General features: G+C 71.2%; 18 protein-coding genes. 16 read left to right on the forward strand and 2 right to left on the reverse strand.

The genetic code is table 11. The annotated features are described in order from the left end of the window. Positions 1-69: 69 nt before the first annotated feature. The 7 genes from ASF75_RS00880 (at position 70) to ASF75_RS00910 (ending at position 8,443) form a co-directional block, all read left to right on the forward strand. Positions 70-1,308 (forward strand): sensor histidine kinase, encoded by a 1,239-nt coding sequence (locus ASF75_RS00880; protein WP_056068293.1) that lies wholly within the window; start codon positions 70-72, stop codon positions 1,306-1,308. Beyond that, positions 1,305-1,994: a response regulator gene (locus tag ASF75_RS00885; protein ID WP_056068296.1), complete on the forward strand. Its 690-nt coding sequence runs from the start codon at positions 1,305-1,307 to the stop codon at positions 1,992-1,994. The genes ASF75_RS00880 and ASF75_RS00885 overlap by 4 nt, the downstream gene beginning before the upstream one ends. Positions 1,995-2,106: 112 nt before the next feature. Further along, positions 2,107-2,859, forward strand: coding sequence for an ABC transporter ATP-binding protein (locus tag ASF75_RS00890; RefSeq protein WP_017886680.1), 753 nt, complete (start codon positions 2,107-2,109; stop codon positions 2,857-2,859). Beyond that, a complete protein-coding gene (locus tag ASF75_RS00895) occupies positions 2,856-4,256 on the forward strand; it encodes an ABC transporter permease (protein ID WP_056068298.1) in 1,401 nt (466 codons plus the stop codon). The genes ASF75_RS00890 and ASF75_RS00895 overlap by 4 nt, the downstream gene beginning before the upstream one ends. A gap of 480 nt (positions 4,257-4,736) precedes the next feature. Next, positions 4,737-6,512 (forward strand): 2-isopropylmalate synthase, encoded by a 1,776-nt coding sequence (leuA, locus tag ASF75_RS00900; protein ID WP_056068300.1) that lies wholly within the window; start codon positions 4,737-4,739, stop codon positions 6,510-6,512. A gap of 288 nt (positions 6,513-6,800) precedes the next feature. Next, positions 6,801-7,649, forward strand: a complete 849-nt coding sequence (gene recO / locus ASF75_RS00905) for a DNA repair protein RecO (RefSeq protein ID WP_042540155.1) — start codon at positions 6,801-6,803, stop codon at positions 7,647-7,649. Continuing rightward, positions 7,646-8,443, forward strand: coding sequence for an isoprenyl transferase (locus tag ASF75_RS00910; RefSeq protein ID WP_017886684.1), 798 nt, complete (start codon positions 7,646-7,648; stop codon positions 8,441-8,443). The genes recO and ASF75_RS00910 overlap by 4 nt, the downstream gene beginning before the upstream one ends. A 113-nt stretch (positions 8,444-8,556) precedes the next feature. Here ASF75_RS00910 and ASF75_RS00915 read toward each other — a convergent pair whose 3' ends face one another. Next, positions 8,557-9,504 (reverse strand): LysR family transcriptional regulator, encoded by a 948-nt coding sequence (locus tag ASF75_RS00915; protein ID WP_056068302.1) that lies wholly within the window; start codon positions 9,502-9,504, stop codon positions 8,557-8,559. Between the two features lie 70 nt (positions 9,505-9,574). Between ASF75_RS00915 and ASF75_RS00920 the strand changes: the two genes are divergently transcribed. The 4 genes from ASF75_RS00920 to ASF75_RS00935 all read left to right on the forward strand — a co-directional run bounded on the left by ASF75_RS00920 (position 9,575) and on the right by ASF75_RS00935 (position 13,225). After that, entirely contained in the window at positions 9,575-10,642 is a 1,068-nt protein-coding gene (locus tag ASF75_RS00920; protein ID WP_056068304.1) for an aminotransferase class V-fold PLP-dependent enzyme, read from the forward strand. A 107-nt stretch (positions 10,643-10,749) separates the two neighbouring features. Next, entirely contained in the window at positions 10,750-12,135 is a 1,386-nt protein-coding gene (locus ASF75_RS00925; RefSeq protein ID WP_017886687.1) for a glycine--tRNA ligase, read from the forward strand. 149 nt (positions 12,136-12,284) lie between these two features. Then, positions 12,285-13,019, forward strand: coding sequence for a DsbA family protein (locus ASF75_RS00930; protein WP_056068306.1), 735 nt, complete (start codon positions 12,285-12,287; stop codon positions 13,017-13,019). Continuing rightward, positions 13,016-13,225, forward strand: coding sequence for a hypothetical protein (locus ASF75_RS00935; protein WP_017886689.1), 210 nt, complete (start codon positions 13,016-13,018; stop codon positions 13,223-13,225). Before ASF75_RS00930 ends, ASF75_RS00935 begins: the two co-directional genes overlap by 4 nt. 119 nt (positions 13,226-13,344) lie before the next feature. Here the strand turns inward: ASF75_RS00935 and ASF75_RS00940 are convergent, their stop codons facing one another. Beyond that, a complete protein-coding gene (locus tag ASF75_RS00940; RefSeq protein WP_017886690.1) occupies positions 13,345-13,830 on the reverse strand; it encodes an aminoacyl-tRNA deacylase in 486 nt (161 codons plus the stop codon). Positions 13,831-13,877: 47 nt separating this feature from the next. On the opposite strand from ASF75_RS00940, the gene dusB reads away from it, so the two are divergent. From dusB to ASF75_RS00965, 5 genes are all read left to right on the forward strand, one after another. After that, positions 13,878-15,044: a tRNA dihydrouridine synthase DusB gene (gene dusB / locus ASF75_RS00945; protein ID WP_017886691.1), complete on the forward strand. Its 1,167-nt coding sequence runs from the start codon at positions 13,878-13,880 to the stop codon at positions 15,042-15,044. Beyond that, on the forward strand, positions 15,041-16,336 hold the full coding sequence (locus ASF75_RS00950) for a deoxyguanosinetriphosphate triphosphohydrolase (protein WP_017886692.1): 1,296 nt from the start codon (positions 15,041-15,043) through the stop codon (positions 16,334-16,336). The genes dusB and ASF75_RS00950 overlap by 4 nt, the downstream gene beginning before the upstream one ends. A 40-nt stretch (positions 16,337-16,376) precedes the next feature. Beyond that, positions 16,377-18,293, forward strand: coding sequence for a DNA primase (dnaG, locus tag ASF75_RS00955; protein ID WP_017886693.1), 1,917 nt, complete (start codon positions 16,377-16,379; stop codon positions 18,291-18,293). A gap of 614 nt (positions 18,294-18,907) precedes the next feature. Further along, positions 18,908-20,524, forward strand: coding sequence for an ABC transporter substrate-binding protein (locus tag ASF75_RS00960; RefSeq protein WP_017886694.1), 1,617 nt, complete (start codon positions 18,908-18,910; stop codon positions 20,522-20,524). Positions 20,525-20,641: 117 nt separating this feature from the next. Further along, positions 20,642-21,718: an ABC transporter permease gene (locus ASF75_RS00965; protein ID WP_082046916.1), complete on the forward strand. Its 1,077-nt coding sequence runs from the start codon at positions 20,642-20,644 to the stop codon at positions 21,716-21,718. The last annotated feature ends 1 nt before the right edge of the window (position 21,719 follow it).

Below are 21,719 nucleotides of genomic sequence, written 5' to 3' on the forward strand. Positions count from 1 at the left end.
CGGACCCCTGCAGCCCGGGTCATCCGGGCGAGGGACGCGCTGGTGAGCGGTCCGCCGTACCGTGGACGGGTGTTCCGTCCGATGCTCCGTGCGCAGGTCATCACCGACCTGGTGATCGCCGTGCTGCTCGGCGGCCTGGTGCTGATCGCCAGCGGGCGCGGGATCGACGGTCCGCTGTCGGTGATCACGGTCGTCGGCATGACCGCCGCTCTGGCGCTCCGTCGGTTGTCACCGGGGCTGGCACTGGCCGTGGCGTGGGTGTTCGCGGTCTTCGAGATGGTCACCCTGCAGGTGCCGGACGTCTCGAACGCGTTCATCGCCGGCGTGATGTACACGACGAGTGCGTACGGCAGCCGTCGTGTGCGGCTGGCCGGACTCGTGTCGGCGATCGTCGGTTCGGTGACCGCGGCGGCCTACCTGGGCTTCGACGACTACCAGAACCGGCTCACGTACGAGACCGCCTCGACCCCGCTGCAGGAGTCGCTGCAGGTCACGTTCTCGTTCTTCGCCGTCGTCCTGCTCCTGCTCCTCTTGCCCTGGCTTGCCGGGCTCGTGGTCCGGACCCGTCGGTCGGCGAGCATGAGCCGCGAAGCCCAGCTGCTCGCCGAGCGTGACGCCGCGCGGGCCGACCGGGCCGTGGCCGTCGAGCAGGAGCGTGTCCGGATCGCCCGCGACATGCACGACATCGTCGCCCACTCGCTCGCGGTCGTCATCGCGCAGTCCGACGGCGCCCGGTACGCGCTGAAGGCCGACCCCGCCGTCGCCGATCAAGCGCTCAGCACCATCTCGACCACCGCCCGGCGGGCGCTCGGTGATGTCCGTGAACTCCTCGGCGCGCTCCGGCACGAGCAGGGGACCGCGCCGACGCCCGAGATCGACGACATCGACCGGCTCGTCGACGAGATGCGTCAACTCGGGCTCGACGTCCGGGTGGAGCGCGAGGGCGACCCCGGCGGGCTGCCGACCACCACGCAGCTCGCGGTGTACCGGATCGTGCAGGAGAGCCTGACGAACGCGTACAAGCACGGCGAGCCGGGCTGTCCGGTGCACGCCGCCCTGACCTACCGACCGGACACGGTCGAGATCGCCGTCGTGAACCGCCGAGCCGACGACGGCGTCCGTGGCCCGGGCACGGGCCACGGACTGGTCGGCATGCGCGAGCGCGCCGTGATGACCGGTGGCACGATGACCGCAGGAGCCCGGGGCGACGACTTCGCGGTCGCCGTCCGGATGCCGACCGTCCCGGCCAGTGGGCAGATGCCCCGCGGTCGCATCACCCCCACCGAGCAGGAGCGCAGCGCCCGATGACCACGACCCCGACCGACGATCATGCAATCCGCGTCGCCCTCGTCGACGACCAAGCGCTCTTCCGTACCGGCATCCGGATGCTCATCGACTCGCAGCCCGACCTGCGGTTCGTCGGCGAGGCCGGCGACGGGGCCGAGGGGGTCGAGCTCGTCCGCCGGACCCGCCCCGACGTGGTGCTGATGGACGTCCGGATGCCCGTGATGGACGGCATCACGGCGACCGGCCACATCGTCGAGCAGTCCGGCACCGACGGCGCGAAGGTCCTCGTGCTGACGACGTTCGACTTCGACGAGGCCGCCGCCAAGGCCATCCGTGCCGGAGCGAGCGGGTTCGTGCTCAAGGACGCCGACCCCGAGTTCCTGCTCGCCGCGGTCCGCACCGTGCACGCCGGCACCGCGGTGTTCGCCGCCTCGGCGACCCGTGAGCTCCTGCGACGGTACGACGACTCGGTCGGACGCGCCGCTGCGGTGCCCGCGGCCTTCTCCGACCTCACCCCGCGTGAGCGCGAGATCTTCGACCTGGCCGCCCGCGGCTTCAGCAACAGCGAGATCGCCCAGCACGAGTACGTCAGCGAGGCGACCGTGAAGACGCACATCTCGCGGGTCCTGACGAAGCTCGAGCTCCGCGACCGGGTCCGTCTCGTCGTCTTCGCCCACGAACACGGGCTCGTCACCAAGGCCGACTGACGCCGGGTCATCCCGACGGATGACCCCTCCACAGGCAACCGAGCCGAGCGGACGATCCACAGGAGCCGTCCGAGCGACGCGTGACGGGGCCGGCGGCGGCCATCGTGGATGCATGACCACCAGCCACGCTCCGATCATCCGCCTCGACCACGTGTCCAAGCACTACGGCGACGCCGCCCGACGCGTCACCGCGCTCGACGACGTCAGCGTCGACATCGGCGCGGGGGAGTTCACCGCGGTGATGGGGCCGTCCGGGTCCGGCAAGTCGACGCTCATGCACGTCGCGGCCGGCCTCGACGCCGTGACCACCGGCCGGATCCACATCGACGGCGTCGACATCACGGCCCTGGGCGACAAGGACCTCACCGAGCTGCGCCGTCGCCGACTGGGCTTCGTCTTCCAGTCGTTCAACCTCGTCCCGACGCTCGACGTCAGCGAGAACATCCGGCTGCCGTTCCTGCTCGGTGGGCACAAGCCCTCGCGCGAGGAGACCGCCTGGATCGACCGTCTGGTCGAGATGCTCGGACTCGGCAACCGGCTGACCCACCGGCCGCACCAGCTCTCCGGCGGGCAGCAGCAGCGCGTCGCCATCGCGCGGGCCCTCGCCTCGCGACCGGCGGTGGTCGTCGCCGACGAGCCGACCGGTGCCCTCGACTCCCGCACGGGTCGCGACGTCCTGTCGATCCTGCGCGGTGCCGTGCAGGAATGGGGCCAGAGCGTCGTCATGGTCACGCACGACCCGGTGGCCGCCGCGAACGCCGACCGCATCCTGTTCCTGGCCGACGGCCGGATCGTCGCCGACCGCCCGGCGATGGACGCCGGCGCGATCTCCACCACGATGCTCGGGATGGAGGCGGCAGCGTGAACGGCGTCCGCTCCTTCGCCCCCACCGTCCTGGTCGCCGCCCTCGGCACCACGTTCGGTTCCGCCCTGGTCATCGCACCGGGCATCGTCACCGAAGCGCTCCGAGCAGCCGGCGTCGCCGACCTCGGGCCGATCAAGGCGATCCTGTCCGTGGTCGGGTGGTTGTTCCTCGGCATCGCGCTCTACGTCGGCGCGATCGTCACCGCGAACACCTGCGCCACCCTGATCGCCGGGCAGACCCGGATCATCGCGCTGCAGCGGCTCATCGGGGCGACCGGAGCCACGCTCCGTGCGCGGATCACCCGGACCGGTCTGGTCGTCGGCGTGCTCGGCGGGGTCATCGGTGCCGTCGTCGGGACCGCACTCTCGGCACTCTTCGTCGTCGTCCTGCGGGGCAACGGTGTCCTGCCCGACACCGAGTACACGTACGTGCCGTGGGAGCTCGTCCTGCCGGTCGTTGCCGTCGTCCTCGCCACCTGGGGCGCCTTCGCCTCCGGGTCGCGTCGCGTGCTCACCGTCACCCCGCTCGAAGCGCTCTCGTCGTCCGTCGAGCCCAGCCACGACGACGTCCGGTCCGGTACCGCCCGCAAGGTCTGGGCGATCGTGCTCATGGCCGGCGGTGCGCTGCTGATGGCGCTCGGGCTCGCCGTCAGCTCGGTGTCCCCGGTCGCGGTCCTGCCGGCGGCGCTGGGCGGGTTCGTCTCCTTCGCCGGGGTCGCGGTCGGGGCGACGATCGTGATGCCGCCCGTGCTGCAGCTCATCGGGCGCATCGGCTCGCACGACCCGGTGGTCCTGCTCGCCGGGCGCAACGCGATGCGGGCGCCGGGGCGGTCCTCGCGGGCGACCATCGGGCTCGTCATCGGTGTCACCCTGCTCGTCACCTTCGCGGTGGCGCTCGGGATCATGCAGCACGTGCTCGAGACCCAGATGCGCGCGTTGAGCGAGGGGAGTGCCACACCGGCGATGATCGAGGCGCAGCGTGACCTGTTCGTGCAGATCAACGCCGTCGTCAGCGTGATCGTCGGGTTCTCCGCCGTGATCGCCGCCGTCGGGGTCGTGAACGCCCTGGCACTCGGGGTGCTCCAGCGTCGACGCGAACTCGGGCTGCTCCGCGTGCTCGGCCTGACCGGTGCCCAGGTGCGCCGGATGATCGTCACCGAGGCCGTACAGATGGTCGTCGCGGCCGTCGTCTCGGGTCTCGCGCTCGGCACCCTGTACGGCTGGGTCGGCGGGCAGACGCTCCTCGGGTCGCTCGGGACCCCCGTGTCGCCGGTGCTCCCGCCGCTGACGATCGGCATCGTGGTGTTCGGCGCGCTGGTCCTGGCGGTCGTCGCGACCATCGCCCCGGTGCGCCGCGCGATGCGCGTCCCGCCGACCGAGGCGCTCGCGGTCGACTGACCCGGCGCCCTGGGCGCACCACACGACGAGACGGGAGGCCCGATGCCAGCTGGCACCGGGCCTCCTGTGTCGTCGTGGCGTCGCGCCGACGTCCTCTGCACGGCGCGGCCACGCCGCTCACGTCCGCCGAGTGGTCTCGAACTGTCGTCTGGACGCGGTCCGGGCGACAGAACGTGACCACTCGGCGACCGACCCGCGGCATGTCGTGACCGCTCGGAGCCGCTCGGCACCCCACTCGGCACCCCGCTCGGCACGCCAGCCTGCATCCCCGCTCGAGCGCGCCGAGGTCCTGCGTCACACGCTTGCGCCTGCCCGCTGCTCCGGTGCTACCGTGGGTCCCGATGTACTCCGCACTGCTCCTCCTTCGCTGCCGCGACGAGGCCTGACACTCCGGCCCACCTCGTCGCGGAGTCCGTCGTGGCCGCACTGACCAGAGCCCACGAACACCGGCTCACGAACACGCGACGAAAGTGAAGAACGATGCAGAACACGCAGCAGCCCTCCGGGATGCCGATCCACAAGTACGTCCCCTTCCACGAGCAGATCGCCGTCGAGCTGCCGGACCGCACGTGGCCCACGAAGCGCATCGACAAGGCCCCGCGCTGGTGTGCCGTCGACCTGCGTGACGGCAACCAGGCCCTCATCGACCCGATGGACGCCGAGCGGAAGCGCGCGATGTTCGACCTCCTCGTCCGGATGGGCTACAAGGAGATCGAGGTCGGGTTCCCGAGCGCCTCGCAGACCGACTTCGACTTCGTCCGGTCGCTGATCGACGAGGGCGCGATCCCCGACGACGTCACGATCCAGGTGCTGACCCAGGCGCGTGAGCACCTCATCCAGCGCACCTACGAAGCGATCGACGGCGCCAAGCAGGCCATCGTCCACTTGTACAACTCCACGAGCATCGTCCAGCGCGAGGTCGTCTTCCGCACCGACGTGCAGGGCGTGGTGGACATCGCGGTCGCCGGCGCGAAGCTGTGCAAGGCTGCCGAGGCGACGCTGCAGCACGACACGACGATCTACTACGAGTACTCGCCGGAGTCCTACACGGGCACCGAGCTCGAGGTCGCGCTGGAGATCTGCAACGCCGTGCTCGAGGTCTTCGAGCCGACGCCCGAGCGCAAGGTCATCATCAACCTGCCCGCCACCGTCGAGATGGCCACGCCGAACGTCTACGCCGACTCGATCGAGTGGATGTCGCGCCGCCTCGCCCACCGCCAGGACGTCATCCTGTCGCTGCACCCGCACAACGACCGCGGCACCGCGGTCGCCGCCGCCGAGCTCGGCTACCTGGCCGGCGCCGACCGGATCGAGGGCTGCCTGTTCGGCAACGGTGAGCGCACCGGCAACGTGGACCTGGTCGCCCTCGGGATGAACCTGTTCACGCAGGGCATCGACCCGGAGATCTCGTTCGCCGACATCGACCAGGTGAAGCGCACCGTCGAGTACTGCAACCAGCTGCCGGTGCCCGAGCGCCAGCCGTGGGCGGGTGACCTGGTGTACACGGCGTTCAGCGGCTCGCACCAGGACGCCATCAACAAGGGCTTCGAGGCGATGAAGGCGAAGGCCGCCGCCGCGGGCAAGGACATCGACGAGATCGCGTGGGCGGTGCCGTACCTGCCCGTCGACCCGAAGGACATCGGCCGGTCGTACGAGGCCGTCATCCGCGTCAACTCGCAGTCCGGCAAGGGCGGTGTGGCGTACCTGCTCAAGACCGACCACGCCCTCGACCTGCCCCGCAAGCTGCAGATCGAGTTCTCCGGCGTCGTCCAGCGGCACACCGACACCGAGGGTGGCGAGTTCTCGTCGCAGCGCATCTGGGACGTGTTCCAGGACGAGTACCTGCCCGCGTCGATCGACGACGAGAAGTGGGGCCGCTACGAGCTCACCAAGACGGCGACGTCGAGCGACTTCGAGGGCACGACCTCGCTGTCCGTGGCTCTCCGGGTCGACGAGGGCGCGGTCATGGCCGAGGCCGTCGGCACCGGTCCCATCGACGCGTTCCTGAAGGTGCTCGCCGAGCAGGGCGTCCAGGTCACCCTGTACGACTACTCCGAGCACACGATGAGCGCCTCCGGTGACGCCAAGGCCGCGTCCTACGTCGAGCTCGACGTCGACGGCGTGCGCCTGTGGGGCGTCGGCATCGACGCCGACATCTCGACGGCGTCGCTCAAGGCGATCGTGTCCGCGGTGAACCGCGCGGTGCGCGCGGGTGCCGCGGCCGGAGCAGACGCGCCGGAGCTCGTCTCCGCCTGAGACGCAACCAGACAGGAGGCTCCCCACCGGGCACGGCCTGATCGCCGCTGGCGCGTCGACCAGGTACCGGCCGGTGTGGGCCCAGGTGTGGGTCCGTCCCGCACCGCGCCTCCTGTCTGTGCGCACGTTCACTGCCTCACGCAAGACGCCGTCGTGTTGCCGAGGCGCCTCCGGAAGTCGCGGCGTCTCGACGAGTGCGCGGCGTCCGGCGAAGACGTCGGCGTCTTGTCGCAGTGCCCCCGCCCGGCACCGCACGCGGCTGTCGGCGGGGCGGGGGATACTGGGGACATGCCGCTGTACCGGGACGAGTGCGTCGTGTTGCGCACCCACAAGCTCGGTGAAGCCGACCGCATCGTCACGATGCTCTCGCGGCAGCACGGCAAGATCCGCGCGGTGGCCAAGGGCGTGCGGCGGACGGCGTCGAAGTTCGGCAGCCGGCTCGAGCCGTTCATGGTCGTGGACGCCCAGTTCTACGAGGGCCGGTCGCTCGACATCGTCACCCAGGCGGAGTCCCTCGGTGCGTACGGGGCCCAGATCGTCGCCGACTACGGCGCGTACACGGCGGCCAGCGCCATGGTCGAGACCGCCGACCGACTGAGCGAGGCCGACGCCGGGCTGCAGCAGTACCTGTTGCTCGTCGGGGCGCTCCGCTCGTTGTCCCGCGGCGAACACCAGTCCAGCGCGACCCTCGACTCGTACCTGCTCCGCGCGATGAGCATCGCAGGGTGGGCGCCCTCGTTCAGCGACTGTGCGGTGACGGGGGAGCCCGGCCCGCACTCGGCCTTCGTGGTGCAGCTCGGTGGTGTCGTCGCCGACCGTGCGGCGCCCCCGGGGACTCCCCGGCTCGACCCGGCGACGCTCGGTGTGCTCGGCTCCCTGCTGGCGGGTGACTGGGCGACGGTGGACGCCACCGACGAGCGGACGCGTTCGCGGGCCTCCGGCGTGGTCGCGGCCTACGCCCAGTGGCACCTGGAACGATCGCTCCGGTCCCTGCCGCACGTCGACCGCTCCGAGCACCCGATGCCCGTGCCCCAGACCCACGGCGGACCCGAGGCGACAGCGCGCGCGGTGGCCTCGACCCCGGCACCCGCCGTGCCCGACCCCGATCCCGCTGTCGAAGGAGCCCCCACCGCATGAGCCCACGCCGCCCCGACGACGTCGAACCGTTCCGCCCGATCGACTGGACCGGCGAGACGCCCCCGGCGATCCCGGCCCGGTTCGTGCCGGAGCACGTGGCCATCGTCATGGACGGCAACGGCCGGTGGGCGAACGGCCGCGGTCTGACGCGGATCGAGGGGCACAAGGCGGGCGAGGCGTCGTTGCTCGACGTCGTCGCGGGCGCCATCCAGATCGGCGTCGGGCACGTGTCGGCGTACGCGTTCTCGACGGAGAACTGGAAGCGCTCCCCGGAAGAGGTCCGGTTCTTGATGGGCTTCAACCGCGACGTCATCCGTCGGCGCCGCGACCAACTGCACCAGTGGGGCGTCAAGGTGCGGTGGGCCGGTCGGCGTCCGCGACTGTGGCGGAGCGTCATCGACGAGCTCGAGACCGCCGAGCGGATGACCGCGGGCAACGACGTCCTGACGCTGACGATGTGCGTGAACTACGGCGGCCGGAACGAGATCGTCGACGCGGTGCGGGGCATGGCCGAGGACGTCGCCGCCGGTCGCCTGAAGCCGAGCCAGGTCACCGAGAAGGCCCTGGCGAAGCGGCTCTACGTGCCGGAGATGCCCGACGTCGACCTGTTCCTCCGGAGCTCCGGCGAGCAGCGCACGAGCAACTTCCTGCTCTGGCAGTCCGCCTACGCCGAGATGGTGTTCCTCGACCGGCTCTGGCCGGACTTCCGCCGCACCGACCTGTGGGGTGCGATCGAGGAGTACGCCAGCCGCGACCGTCGCTACGGCGGTGCGGTCGACGCGCCGACGGCGTAGTCCGAGCCGAGGCGGACGCCGGGCCGGGGCCGAGTCTCGGATCCGCGGACAGGCTGCGCCGTCTGAGCGGCGCGGAATGTCCGCGCAGCCGAGACTCGGCTGCGCGCCACACCTCAGCCCGGCAGCGCCCCGTCGAGCAGGTGCGCCGCCGACCGCACGGCGTCCAGCGCGGCCAGCACGCTGGGGACCCGCTCGGCCCCGCGCGCCACGACGACCTCGACGCGTCGGGCCAGGTCGTCGTCCACCGGATCGATCGCGACACCCGCGGGGATGACCGTCGTCGCGAGTGCCAGCCGGGGGAGCAGCGCCACCCCGAGCCCCGCGGCGACGAGTCCCACCACCGCGGCCGCGTTGTCCGTCTCGAGCACGATGTCCGGCGTGAACCCCGCGCTCGCACACGAGGCGAGCAGGTGGCCTCGGCAGCGCGGGCAGCCCCCGATCCACCGGGCGTCGTGGTGGGACGCGAGGTCCACGACGGTGGAGCCGACGGGGCGGCGTCGTTCCGCGCCTCCCGGCTCGACCGGCGTCACCAGGGCGAGCGGATCGCGCCCGAGCGCCCGGGTGACGAGCCCGGGGTCCGGCGCCGACCCGATCTCGTCCCCGACGTAGGTGAACGTGAGGGCGACGTCGACCGCACCGCCGCGCAGCAGGTCGAGCGCCTCGGGCGGTTCGACCTCGACGTACGAGGTCGTCACGCCCGGTGCCGTCGCCGCCAGCCGGGCGAGCACGGCGGGCACGAGCGCCGAGGACGCGCTCGGGAACCCGGCGAGGCGCACCCGACCGCGGCTGAGCCCGCCGACGGCGTCCAGGTCCTCGCGCGCGGCGGTGAGTGCGGCCTGGACGTGCAGGGCGTGGTCCGCGAGCACCTGGCCGGCGTGGGTGAGTGTCGCCCCGCGTCCGCCCCGCAGCACCAGCGCGTGCCCGAGGCGTTGCTCGGCCCGGGCCACCAGCTGGCTGACGGCGGGCTGACTCGACCCGATCGCGGCGGCGGCGCGGGTGATCGACCCGCCGTCGGCCACGGCGCGCAGGACCCGGAGCAGCTGGGGATCGATCTCGTCCATCACGCAATGTTATCGGTGGCACAACGAGCCGGCCCTGGTGTGATGGGGCGGGAACCGGGACGCTGTCCGCATGGACTCCTTCCCGGCCGGCCGTGGCTACCTGGCGGCGTGCACCGCTGGCCTGCCGACCCGCGGCACCCTCGCCGCCCAGCGAGCCGACCTCGACGCGTGGTCCCGTGCGGAGACCTCACCGGCCCGGTACGGGGCCCTGGTCGAGGAAGGCCGCACGCTCTTCGCCGCGCTGGTCGGCGTCCCCGCGGAGCGCGTCGCGACCGGTTCGCAGACCTCGGTGATGGCCGCCGTCGTCGCCGACGCGCTGCCGGACGGTGCCGAGGTGGTCGTCCCCGACGGCGACTTCAGCTCGGTCGTCTTCCCGTTCCTCGCGCAGGCGCACCGCGGCATCCGGGTCCGGAGCGTCCCGCTGGACCGGCTCGCCGCCTCGGTCGGACCCGACACGGCCCTGGTCGCGTGGTCCGCGGTGCAGTCCGCCACCGGTGTGGTCACGGACCCCGACCCGGTCGTCGCCTCCGCGCGACGCGTCGGTGCCCTGACCCTCTGCGACCTCACGCAGGCCGCCGGCGTCCTGCCCGTCGACGCCGCACCGTTCGACGTGACGCTCACGCACACCTACAAGTGGCTCTGCGCACCGCGCGGCGTCGCCTTCATGACGCTCTCCGACACCGCCCTCGGTCGGCTCCGCCCGGTGCAGGCCGGCTGGTACGCGGGAGCGGACGTCTGGTCCTCCTGCTACGGCCCCGCCATGCACCTGGCCGACGACGCCCGCCGCTTCGACGTCTCCCCGGCCTGGCAGGCGTGGCCCGGCGCCGTGGCCGCGCTCGAGCACGCGGTCGCGCTCGACCAGCATGCGGTCTGGAGGCACGCCACCGGTCTCGCGGATCGGCTGTGCGACGCCCTCGGGTCGCCTCGGCAGGGCGACGGGCAGGGCGACGGGCAGGCGATCGTGACGTTCGCGGACGCCGACGGTTCGGCCCTGCGGGCCCTCACCGCCGCCGGGCTCACCGCCTCGGGGCGTGCCGGTCGGCTGCGCATCGCGTTCCACCTGTGGAACGACGAGTCGGACGTGACCGACGTCGCGGCCGCGCTCGGCGGGGTGGGGCCGACCACGTCGGCCAGGTGAGCGCGGCGGGCGGACGCGGGGCGGGCCTCCCGGCCGACGATCGCCGGTAGTCTTGCCCGGACCGTTTCCGCACCGAGCACCCAGCTCGGCGACCTCTGGAGCACCCTTTGGCACAGCCCTCCCGTCTCGACAGCGTCATCGCCCTGGCCAAGCGCCGCGGCTTCGTCTTCCAGTCGGGTGAGATCTACGGAGGCTCCCGCTCCGCGTGGGACTACGGGCCCCTCGGTGTGGAGCTCAAGGAGAACATCAAGCGCCAGTGGTGGCAGCGGTTCGTCCGCGGCCGCGGGGACATGGTCGGCCTCGACTCCGCGGTGATCCTGCCCCGCAAGGTGTGGGAGGCCTCCGGCCACGTCGCGACCTTCACCGACCCGCTGGTGGAGTGCCTGCACTGCCACCACCGGTTCCGCGAGGACCACCTGATCGAGGCGTTCGTCGCCAAGAAGGGCCGCGACCCCGAGGGCCGCATGGCCGAGATCGCCTGCCCGAACTGCGGCACCCGCGGCGAGTGGACCGAGCCCCGCGAGTTCTCCGGGATGCTCAAGACCTACCTCGGCCCGGTCGAGTCCGAAGAGGGCCTGAACTTCCTGCGCCCCGAGACCGCCCAGGGCATCTTCGTCGACTTCGCGCAGGTCGTCACGACCAGCCGTATGAAGCCCCCGTTCGGCATCGGCCAGGTCGGCAAGGCGTTCCGCAACGAGATCACGCCCGGCAACTTCATCTTCCGCACGCGGGAGTTCGAGCAGATGGAGATCGAGTACTTCGTGCCGCCGGCCGAGGCGGGGGAGCACTACGAGCAGTGGATCGCCGACTCGGTCGCGTTCTACACCGACCTCGGCATCGACCCCGAGAACCTGCGTCGCTTCGACGTGCCGGACGGCGAGCGGGCGCACTACTCCGACGCCACCGCCGACATCGAGTACCGCTTCGGCTTCACCGGCTCGGAGTGGGGCGAGCTGATGGGCGTCGCGAACCGCACCGACTTCGACCTCAACAACCACATCGAGTCGTCCGGCCAGGACCTCCGGTTCTTCGACCAGGCCGCCAACGAGAAGTACGTGCCCTACGTCATCGAGCCGTCGTTCGGCCTGACCCGTGCGCTCATGGCGTTCCTGCTCGACTCCTACCACGAGGACGAAGCGCCCAACGCGAAGGGCGGCGTCGACAAGCGCACCGTCCTGCGCCTCGACCCGCGCCTGGCCCCGGTGAAGGCCGCCGTCCTGCCGCTGTCGCGCAACGAGCAGCTCTCGCCCGTCGCCCGCGGCCTGGCCGACGACCTGCGCAAGAACTGGAACGTGGACTTCGACGACGCCGGCGCGATCGGCCGTCGCTACCGTCGCCACGACGAGATCGGCACGCCGTTCTGCATCACGGTCGACTTCGACACGCTCGAGGACAAGGCCGTCACGGTGCGCGAGCGCGACACCATGGGCCAGGAGCGCGTCTCGCTCGACCAGCTGCAGGGGTACCTCGCGCAGCGGTTGCTCGGCGCGTAGGGGTTCCGGTTCCGCGCGGAGGGGTTCCTGTTCCGCAAGACACCGGTGTTCGTGCGTTGCACACCCGCAATCGGGTGTTCGACCTGCGAACACCGGTGTTCTGCTGCCGGCGACGGGAATGCGCGGCGCACGAGCGCGTTGGGGTCAGCATGAACGACTCCGTGAAGGTCGATGTCTGGTCGGACATCGCCTGCCCCTGGTGCTACATCGGCAAGCGCAAGTTCGAGGCCGGTGTGGCCGCGTTCGGCGCCTCGACCGAGGGCCGTCCCGTCGAGGTCGAGTACCACTCCTTCGAGCTGAGTCCGGACACCCCCGTCGACTTCGAGGGGACCGAGGCCGAGTTCCTGTCCGGCCACAAGGGCATGCCCGTCGACCAGGCGCAGCAGATGCTCGACCAGGTCACGGCGATCGCCGCAGGCGTGGGGCTCGACTACGACTTCGAGGCGATGCACCACACCAACACCGTGAAGGCCCACCAGGTCATCCACCTCGCCAAGCAGTACGGCAAGCAGCTCGAGATGGTCGAGCGCCTGTTCACCGCCTACTTCGAGCGCGGCGAGCACGTCGGCCAGGAGTCCTCGCTGGCCGACCTGGCGGCGGAGATCGGCCTGGACCGCGACGAGGTCCTCAGCACCCTGCGCGACGACGCCCAGCTCGCCGCCGTCCGTGCCGACCAGGCCCAGGCGCAGGCCTACGGGATCAACGGCGTGCCGTTCTTCGTGATCGACGGTAAGTACGGCGTCTCCGGTGCCCAGGACCCCTCGGCGTTCGAGCAGGTGCTCCGCCAGGTGGTCGCGCTCCGCGAGACCACGCCGGACGAGGTCGCCTCGGCGGCCGAGCGCGCTGCGGACGACGCGAGCGCGGACGTGGCGGCGACCCGATGACGGACGCGACGGCCACCGTCGGGGGTGGGGCGGGCCTCCCGTCCGCCCCGTCGGTCCCGGGTGCGATCTCCGGTCTGGAGGCGCGCCCCGGCCTGCTCACGCTGGTCACGGCCGGCGGTGCGCCGGTCTGCGACGGTGATTCGTGCCTGATCGACGCCGGATCGTTCGCCGGTGCCGAGGGCGACTGGACCGAGGTGCCGGACTGACGCTTCCGTCGGTCGCGCGTCGCGCGCTGGTGGTCCCGCGCCCCCGTGCGGTCGTTGCGCCCCGACCCTGCGGGGCGCGACGGCTGTGCGGGGGCGCGATCCGTCGGTCGCCAGGCCGATCAGTCGCGCTGCGGTTCTTCGTCGGTGATGTCCGCGACGGTCGCGCCGTAGGCGGCGACGAGTGCGTCCGCGTCCACGAAGGCGCTCGCGCCGTGGCGTCCGGCGCCCAGGGCGACCCTGCGTCCGACGATGCGCTCGTCGGCGTACACCGGCAGGTCACCCGTGGCGCCGATCGGCGTGATGGTCCCGCGTTCGTAGCCGGACGCGCCGAGCGCGGTGGCAGCGTCGGGCATCGAGAGCTTGTTGACCCCGACGACGGTGCGCAGCTTCTTCCAGGCGATGCTGCGCCCGCCCGGCACCAGGGCGAGCAGGAACCCGCCGTCGTGGCGCTTCACCACCAGGGTCTTGACGATGTCACCGGGTTCGATGCCGAGCAGTTCGGCGGCCTGGTGCAGGGAGTCCGCGGCCGGTCGCTCGACCACCTCGACCGGCAGGCCGCGGGCCTGGGCGTCGGCGTCGAACCGGGTGCTGGCGTCGGTCGTCATGTGGAGAACGCTACCGGCGTGCACCGACGTGGGAAGATGGGTCAGGTATGACGATCACACAAGCACCCGCCTCGCGAGTCGGCGGCCCCCTGCGCATCGGCCCGATCGAGGTCGACGTGCCGGTCGTGCTCGCGCCGATGGCCGGGATCACGAACATGGCGTACCGCCGGCTGTGCCGCGAGTACGGCGCCGGGCTCTACGTGTGCGAGATGATCACCTCGCGGGCGCTCGTCGAACGCACCCCCGTGTCGATGCAGCTCATCCAGCACCACGAGTCCGAGACCCCGCGGTCGATCCAGCTGTACGGCGTCGAGCCGAACACCGTGGCCGAAGCGGCGTCGATCCTGGTGGGCGAGGACCGTGCCGACCACATCGACCTGAACTTCGGGTGCCCGGTGCCCAAGGTCACCCGCAAGGGCGGCGGCGCGGCCCTGCCCTGGAAGCTCGACCTGTTCCGCGAACTCGTCACCAAGACCGTGCGCGCCGCGGGCGACGTCCCCGTCACCGTCAAGATGCGCAAGGGCATCGACGAGGACCACCTGACCTACCTCGACGCCGCCCGCATCGCGCGTGACGCCGGGGTCGCCGCGGTCTCGCTGCACGCCCGCACCGCGAACGAGCACTACTCCGGGCACGCCGACTGGTCGGCGATCGCCACGCTGAAGGAGACGGTGACCGACATCCCGATCCTCGGCAACGGGGACATCTGGTCGGCCGCCGACGCCCTCCGGATGATCGACGAGACCGGCGCCGACGGCGTGGTCGTCGGGCGTGGCTGCCTCGGCCGCCCGTGGCTGTTCGGCGACCTGGCCGCGGCGTTCCGTGGCGAGGGCCTGCGCTACATGCCGTCCCTGGGCGAGGTCGCCGACGGGTTCCGCCGGCACGCCGAGCTGCTCGTCGAGTTCTTCGGCGACGAAGAACACGCCTGCCGCGACATCCGCAAGCACGTGGCCTGGTACTTCAAGGGGTACCCGATCGGCAGCGACGTCCGGTCCGGCCTGGCGATGGCGTCGAGCCTGCAGGAGATCGACGACTTCCTCGGCCAGCTCGACCACGACGCGCCGTACCCGGGTGCCGACGCCGAGGGGCCGCGCGGTCGTGCCGGTCACCCCAAGCGCACCGCCCTGCCCGACCGCTGGCTCGAGAGCCGCGACGTCGACTCCGAGTTCCGCAAGGTCCTGGCCGCCGCCGAACTGCACCACAGCGGCGGATGAGCGCCACCGCCTCGTACGGCCCGGCCGACGCGGAGCGCTGGCTCCCCGAGGAGCACGGCAACCGCCGCTCGGACTTCGCCCGTGACCGCGCCCGACTGCTGCACTCCAGCGCGCTCCGGCGTCTGGCCGCCAAGACCCAGGTGCTCAGCCCGACCGCGGGGCTCGACTTCGCCCGCAACCGGCTGACCCACTCGCTCGAGGTCGCGCAGGTCGGTCGCGAGCTCGCCGACTCGCTCGGGCTCGACCCCGACGTGGTCGACACCGCCTGCCTGGCGCACGACATCGGACACCCGCCCTTCGGGCACAACGGCGAGACCGCGGTGAACGCCTGGGCGAGCGGCATCGGTGGGTTCGAGGGCAACGCGCAGACGCTCCGGTTGCTCACGCGGCTCGAGCCGAAGGTCTACGGCGTCCGGCCCGGCGCGGACGTCGACCGTCCGTTCGGGCTCAACCTGACCCGCGCATCGTTGGACGCCAGCTGCAAGTACCCGTGGCCCGCTGCGCAGGGGGTGTCGGAGTCGTCGTCCGGGCGCACCAAGTTCGGCTTCTACGACGACGACCACGACGCCTTCGAGTGGCTCCGCGCCGGTGCTCCGCGTCGTCAGCGGTGCATCGAGGCGCAGGTCATGGACCTCGCCGACGACATCGCGTACTCCGTGCACGACTTCGAGGACGCCGTCGTCGCCGGGTTCATCGACGTCGCGGCCCTGGGGGACCGCGTCGGCGAGAACGACATCGTGACCGCCATGCACGCGTGGGTCGGCGACGACCTGAGCCGCGACGAGCTGCTCGAGGCGTTCGACCGCCTGCGTGCGTTGCCCCTGTGGATGACCGCGTACGACGGCTCCCGCCGTGACGCCGCACGCCTGAAGAACCTGACGTCGCAGCTGATCGGACGCTTCGCGCGCACCGCGACGGCCGCCACCCGCGAGTCCTACGCCTCGGGGTCGCTCGTGCGCTTCGCCGCGTCGGTCGTCACCCCACCCGAGATCATCGGGGAGATCGCGGTGCTCAAGGGCATCGTCGCGGCCTTCGTGATGACCCAGGGCGACCGTCAGCCCGTGTACGAGGACCAGCGCCGCGTGCTCACCGAACTGCTCGACGCACTGGCGGCCACCGGTGCGTCCGACCTGGAGCCGGGGTTTGCCGCCGACTGGCACGCCGCGGACGACGACGCCGGCCGACTGCGCGCCGTCGTCGACCAGGTCGCGAGCCTGACCGACCAGGGCGCCTTCGCCTGGCACCGACGTCTGGTGGTGGGTGACCGTGAACCGGTCCACATCGCCGTCTGACCGGTCCGCCGACGTCGGTCCCACGAACTAGGATCGAGGGGTGGCTGGCAGGATCGCGCGGAACGACATCGACGAGGTCCGCTCGCGTGTCAACATCGCCGACGTCGTGGGCGACTACGTCACGCTGAAGCACGCGGGCGTCGGGTCGATGAAGGGCCTCTGCCCTTTCCACGACGAACGCTCCCCGTCGTTCCACGTCCGGCCCCAGGTCGGCCGCTACCACTGCTTCGGCTGTGGCGAGGACGGCGACGTCTTCAGCTTCATCATGGCGCAGGACCACACCACCTTCGCCGAGGCCGTCGAGCGCATGGCCGCGAAGATCGGCTACACCCTGCACTACGAAGAGGGCGACGGGCCGCGCACCGACTACAACACCCGCGCACGGCTGATCGCCGCGAACGAAGCCGCGCTCGAGTACTTCACGGGGCAGCTCACCACGGCTGCCGCCGACCCCGCCCGCCGGTTCCTGGGGGAGCGCGGGTTCGACCCCTCGGCCGCCCAGCACTTCGGCGTCGGCTTCGCCCCGAAGTCCTACGACATGCTCAAGGACCACCTGCGCGGGCGCGGCTTCACGATGGAAGAACTCGTCTCCGGCGGTCTCGTCAGCCAGGGCGACCGCTCGCCGTACGACCGGTTCCGCGGGCGCCTGATGTGGCCGATCCGCGACGTCACCGGAGCCACCATCGGGTTCGGCGCGCGCCGCCTGCTCGAGGACGACAAGGGCCCCAAGTACCTCAACACGCCCGAGACCCCGATCTACCACAAGAGCCAGGTCCTCTACGGGCTCGACCTCGCCCGCCGTGACATCTCGAAGCAGAAGCAGGTCGTCATCGTCGAGGGCTACACCGACGTGATGGCCTGCCACGTCGCGGGCGTCACGACCGCGGTCGCCACCTGCGGCACGTCGTTCGGGGTCGACCACATCAAGGTGCTGCGGCCGATGCTCGGTGACCTGGCGGGCGCCGACCCGAACGCCAACGGCGAGGTCGTGTTCACGTTCGACCCGGACGAAGCCGGGCAGCGTGCCGCCTCGCGTGCCTTCGCGGAAGAACAGCGCTTCGCGGCGCAGACCTACGTCGCCGTCGCGCCCGGCGGACTCGACCCGTGCGACCTCCGGTTGGCGCGCGGTGACGACGCCATCCGCCGACTGGTCACGAACAAGCGCCCGATGTTCGAGTTCATGATCCGCCGCACCCTGGACGGCCACGACCTCGAGACCGTCGAGGGGCGCGTCGGTGCCCTGCGTGCGGCCGCGCCCGTGCTCGCCGGTATCCGTGACCGCTCGCTGACGCAGGGCTACGTGCGCGAACTCGCCGGGTGGCTCGGCATGGAGATCCCCGAGGTCCGCCGGTCGGTCGAGACCGCCCGACGCCGTGCGGGGTCCGGGCAGGACGATCGGTCCGCAGGCTCGGGGCGCGACGGCCGTGCCGGAACCGGCACCGACGCAGCCGACACCCCCGACGAGCCTGTCGCCGGGATCCGCTCGCTGCCGAACGACCCCATCAGCCGCATGGAGCGCGACGCCGTGATGGCGATGGTGCAGCAGCCCACGTCCGTCGGGGCACCGATGCTCGGACTCGCTGCGTCGGCCACGTTCTCGACCCCGATGCTCGCCGCGGTGCGGGACGCCGTCGTCGCGAACGTCGACGTCATCGGTGCGGGGGACTGGCTCGACCGGCTGCTCGCCGACGTGCCGGCGCCGCTGCGCACCCTGACCCACGAGCTCGCCCTCGCGCCGATCCCGGCGCGCAACGCGGAGGACCTGGCGGCGTACTGCCGGAGCATCGTCGTGGCCCTGGTCGAGCGCGACCTGCTCGCCCGCAAGGCCTCGTTGCTGGGGCAGCTGCAGCGGGCCGACCCGCACGAGCAGGCCGAGCGTCGCGCCGAGATCCAGCGGCAGCTCGTCGACATCGACGGGCAGCGGATGCGGTTGCGCGCCGACGCCGAGGCGTCCTAGCCGCTCGTCGTGCCGCTTGTGGCCGGGGTGAGCGGGCGTGCCCGCGTCCGGCGCACGACACGCCGCGCGTGCGTCGCCGGGGGCGCGTGAACTGTCGTGCGGCGGGCCCGCGGGCGGCGGTCCGTGCGGCCCCGGGGGGTCCGCGCGTGGTCAGGACGTGCCGYKCGTGRKGCGTCGAGTGGTCGCAGACCGTCGGCTGGGCGGGGTCCGGCCGACGGGAYGTGACCGCGCGGGGTGGGGCGGGCRGSGAGTCGTGACCGGTCGGCGGGGRTGCGGGGCGTGGCGGGAGGGGGACGAGCCTCCGGGCCGGGCGTGCACTTCGACGAGGTCGTGCGAACCGGTGCACGACGGACCAGCAACCGGCAGTCCGTGCGACCTCGACCGCCCGAACACCCAGGTTGCACCGCGCAACTTTCGTGCGTGACGCGCCGCTCGACTCCGGCGGAATCATGCATCACGCGATCAGCCCGTGCATTACAGCGGTGTAAACAAATCGCCCCCGGTTCGTTCTGTTCCGTGACAGGGTGATACCAATGAGCGTTCCTGGCCGGGCACACAGACGTTCCACCCTCCGGCACAGGACTCTTGCAATCATGACCAGAGAGGCAGCGGACATGGCATCCGTGACCAAGTGGGGCAAGCGCGGCATCGCGCTCGGCGCCGGTGCAGCAGCGACGGCGCTGGTGCTGACCGGCTGCGCGAGCAGCAGCGTGAGTGACACCGAACTGAACGGCCTGAGCATCGGGACGACGGACAAGATCACGTCCCTCGACCCGGCCGGTTCCTACGACAACGGCTCCTTCGCCGTGCAGAACCAGGTGTTCCCGTTCCTGATGAACACACCCGTGGGGAGCCCGGACGTCGAGCCGGACATCGCCACGAAGGCGGAGTTCACGAACCCGACCACCTACGAGGTCACCCTCAAGGACGGGCTCGAGTTCGCCAACGGCAACAAGCTCACGTCGAGCGACGTGAAGTTCTCGTTCGACCGCGAACTGAAGATCAACAACGAGAACGGTCCGCAGTCGCTGCTGGCCAACCTCAAGAGCATCGACACCCCGGACGACACCACCGTGGTGTTCAACCTCGACCACGCCGACCAGACCTGGCCGCAGGTGCTCTCGAGCCCCGCGGGTCCGATCGTCGACGAGGACGTCTTCAGCGCGACGAAGCTCACCAGTGCCGACGACATCGTCAAGGGCAAGGCCTTCGCCGGGCAGTACCAGATCAGCTCCTACAAGGAGAACGACACGATCCAGTACAAGACGAACCCGAAGTACGACGGCCTGCTCGGCAAGGCGAAGACCGACGAGGTCACCGCCAGCTACTACACCAAGGAGACCGACCTCAAGCTCGCCGTGCAGAAGGGCGACGTCGACGTGGCGTACCGCTCCCTGACGCCGACCGACATCTCTGACCTGCGGGGAGACGACTCCCTCAAGGTCACCGACGGCCCCGGCGGCGAGATCCGCTACGTGGTCTTCAACTTCAAGACGCAGCCGTTCGGCACCGGGCAGGACGACGCCGACGAGGCGAAGGCCCTGGCCGTGCGTCAGGCCGCTGCCGACGTCGTCGACCGTGCCCAGCTCGCGAAGGAGGTCTACAACGACACCTTCACCCCGCTGTACTCGATGGTCCCGGACGGCCTGACCGGCGCGGTCCAGCCGTTCAAGGAGATGTACGGCGACGGCGACGGCGGCGCGGACGTGTCCAAGGCGAAGAAGACGCTGTCGGACGCCGGCGTCACGGGCAAGGTGCAGCTCGACATCCAGTACGCGCCCGACCACTACGGTTCGGCGTCGGACGACGAGTACGCGCTGCTCAAGCAGCAGCTCGAGGACTCCGGCCTGTTCACCGTCAACATCCAGTCGACGGTGTACACGACCTACGCCCAGGAGCGCACCAAGGACGCCTACCCCGTCTACCAGCTCGGCTGGTTCCCGGACTTCTCCGACGCCGACAACTACCTGTCGCCGTTCTTCACCAAGGAGAACTTCGTCCAGAACCACTACGACGACCCGGAGATCCAGGACCTCATCGCGAAGGAGCAGGCCGAGTCCGACCCGGACAAGCGTGCTGACCTGATCGAGCAGGCCCAGGAACGCGAGGCCACCCAGATCTCGACGCTGCCGCTGCTGCAGGGCAAGTCCGTCGCGGTCGCCGGCAAGGACGTCAAGGGCCTGACCCTCGACGCCTCGTTCAAGTTCCGGTACGCCACCCTGAGCAAGTAGCACCAAGCCCCACGTGCAGGCCGCGGGCGTTCCCACGAGGGACGCCCGCGTGCCTGTGCAACGGCGACGAAAGGCACCCACCCCGTGACCCTCAGCACTCCCGAGGCAACGCAGGACGTGAACGGCACCGATCCCACCAAGCCACAGGCACAACGCAGTGCCAAGAACAGTGGCGGCGGACTCGGCCGGTACATCCTCGTCAGGTTCCTCCTCATCATCCCGACCGTCTTCATCCTGGTGACGCTCGTGTTCTTCCTGATGCGCGTCATCGGGAACCCGATCACCGCGTCGGTCGGCGGCCGGCTCACGCCGAGCCAGCTGCAGGAACGCCTGCACGCCGCCGGGTACGACCGACCGGTGCTCGTGCAGTACTTCGAGTACCTCGGCAACATCCTGCGCGGTGACTTCGGCACCTCGTCGACGGACAACCGTCCGATCACCGACATCATCGTCACGTACGGCGGCGCGACCGCGGAGCTCGTGTTCTACGCGCTCATCGTCGCGCTGGTGCTCGGCATCCCGCTCGGCATGCTCGCCGCGTACACCCGCGACAAGTGGCCGGACGTGCTGCTCCGTGCGCTGGCGATCCTGACCTACGCCACCCCGGTGTTCTTCGGCGGCCTGCTGCTCAAGCTCGTCTTCTCGGTGTGGCTCGACTGGTTGCCCCTGGGCGACCGCGCGTCGACCCGGGTGTCGCTCATCCTCGACGGCATCCCCGGCGCGAGCGGGATCTACATCGTCGACGCGCTCCGCACCGGCAACGCCGAGGTCATCGGTGACGTGCTCCAGCACGCCGTCCTGCCCGCGCTGACGCTCGGCCTGCTCACCGCCGGCATCTTCCTGCGCCTGGTGCGCGCGAACATGATCGGGTCGCTCGGCTCCGAGTACGTCGACGCCGCCCGGTCCCGCGGTGTGCGCGAGTCGCGCTTGGTGCGCACCCACGCGTTCCGTCCGGCGCTCGTGCCGATCATCACCGTGATGGGGCTGCAGATCGCGATGCTCCTGGGCGGCTCGGTGCTCACCGAGACGACCTTCGGGTGGCGCGGCCTGGGCTTCGAACTCAACCAGTACCTGTCGGCCCGTGACTTCGTCGCGGTGCAGGGCATCGTCGCGATGCTGGCGGTGATCGTCGCGGTGACCAACTTCATCGTCGACGTCGTCGCCGCCCTGATCGACCCGAGAGTGAGGTTCTGAC

Origin of the sequence: Curtobacterium sp. Leaf154 (assembly GCF_001424595.1) — a bacterium.
GTDB lineage: Bacteria > Actinomycetota > Actinomycetes > Actinomycetales > Microbacteriaceae > Curtobacterium > Curtobacterium poinsettiae.

Excerpts from the sequence above, each read along its gene's own strand:
- ASF75_RS00885 (WP_056068296.1), top strand. The coding sequence starts at position 1,305 with ATGACCACGACCCCGACCGACGATCATGCAATCCGCGTCGCCCTCGTC.
- ASF75_RS00930 (WP_056068306.1), top strand. The coding sequence starts at position 12,285 with ATGAACGACTCCGTGAAGGTCGATGTCTGGTCGGACATCGCCTGCCCC.
- dusB (WP_017886691.1), top strand. The coding sequence starts at position 13,878 with ATGACGATCACACAAGCACCCGCCTCGCGAGTCGGCGGCCCCCTGCGC.
- ASF75_RS00940 (WP_017886690.1), bottom strand. The coding sequence starts at position 13,830 with ATGACGACCGACGCCAGCACCCGGTTCGACGCCGACGCCCAGGCCCGC.
- ASF75_RS00960 (WP_017886694.1), top strand. The coding sequence starts at position 18,908 with ATGGCATCCGTGACCAAGTGGGGCAAGCGCGGCATCGCGCTCGGCGCC.
- ASF75_RS00915 (WP_056068302.1), bottom strand. The coding sequence starts at position 9,504 with ATGGACGAGATCGATCCCCAGCTGCTCCGGGTCCTGCGCGCCGTGGCC.
- ASF75_RS00890 (WP_017886680.1), top strand. The coding sequence starts at position 2,107 with ATGACCACCAGCCACGCTCCGATCATCCGCCTCGACCACGTGTCCAAG.
- ASF75_RS00950 (WP_017886692.1), top strand. The coding sequence starts at position 15,041 with ATGAGCGCCACCGCCTCGTACGGCCCGGCCGACGCGGAGCGCTGGCTC.
- recO (WP_042540155.1), top strand. The coding sequence starts at position 6,801 with ATGCCGCTGTACCGGGACGAGTGCGTCGTGTTGCGCACCCACAAGCTC.
- ASF75_RS00935 (WP_017886689.1), top strand. The coding sequence starts at position 13,016 with ATGACGGACGCGACGGCCACCGTCGGGGGTGGGGCGGGCCTCCCGTCC.
- leuA (WP_056068300.1), top strand. The coding sequence starts at position 4,737 with ATGCAGAACACGCAGCAGCCCTCCGGGATGCCGATCCACAAGTACGTC.
- ASF75_RS00910 (WP_017886684.1), top strand. The coding sequence starts at position 7,646 with ATGAGCCCACGCCGCCCCGACGACGTCGAACCGTTCCGCCCGATCGAC.
- ASF75_RS00920 (WP_056068304.1), top strand. The coding sequence starts at position 9,575 with ATGGACTCCTTCCCGGCCGGCCGTGGCTACCTGGCGGCGTGCACCGCT.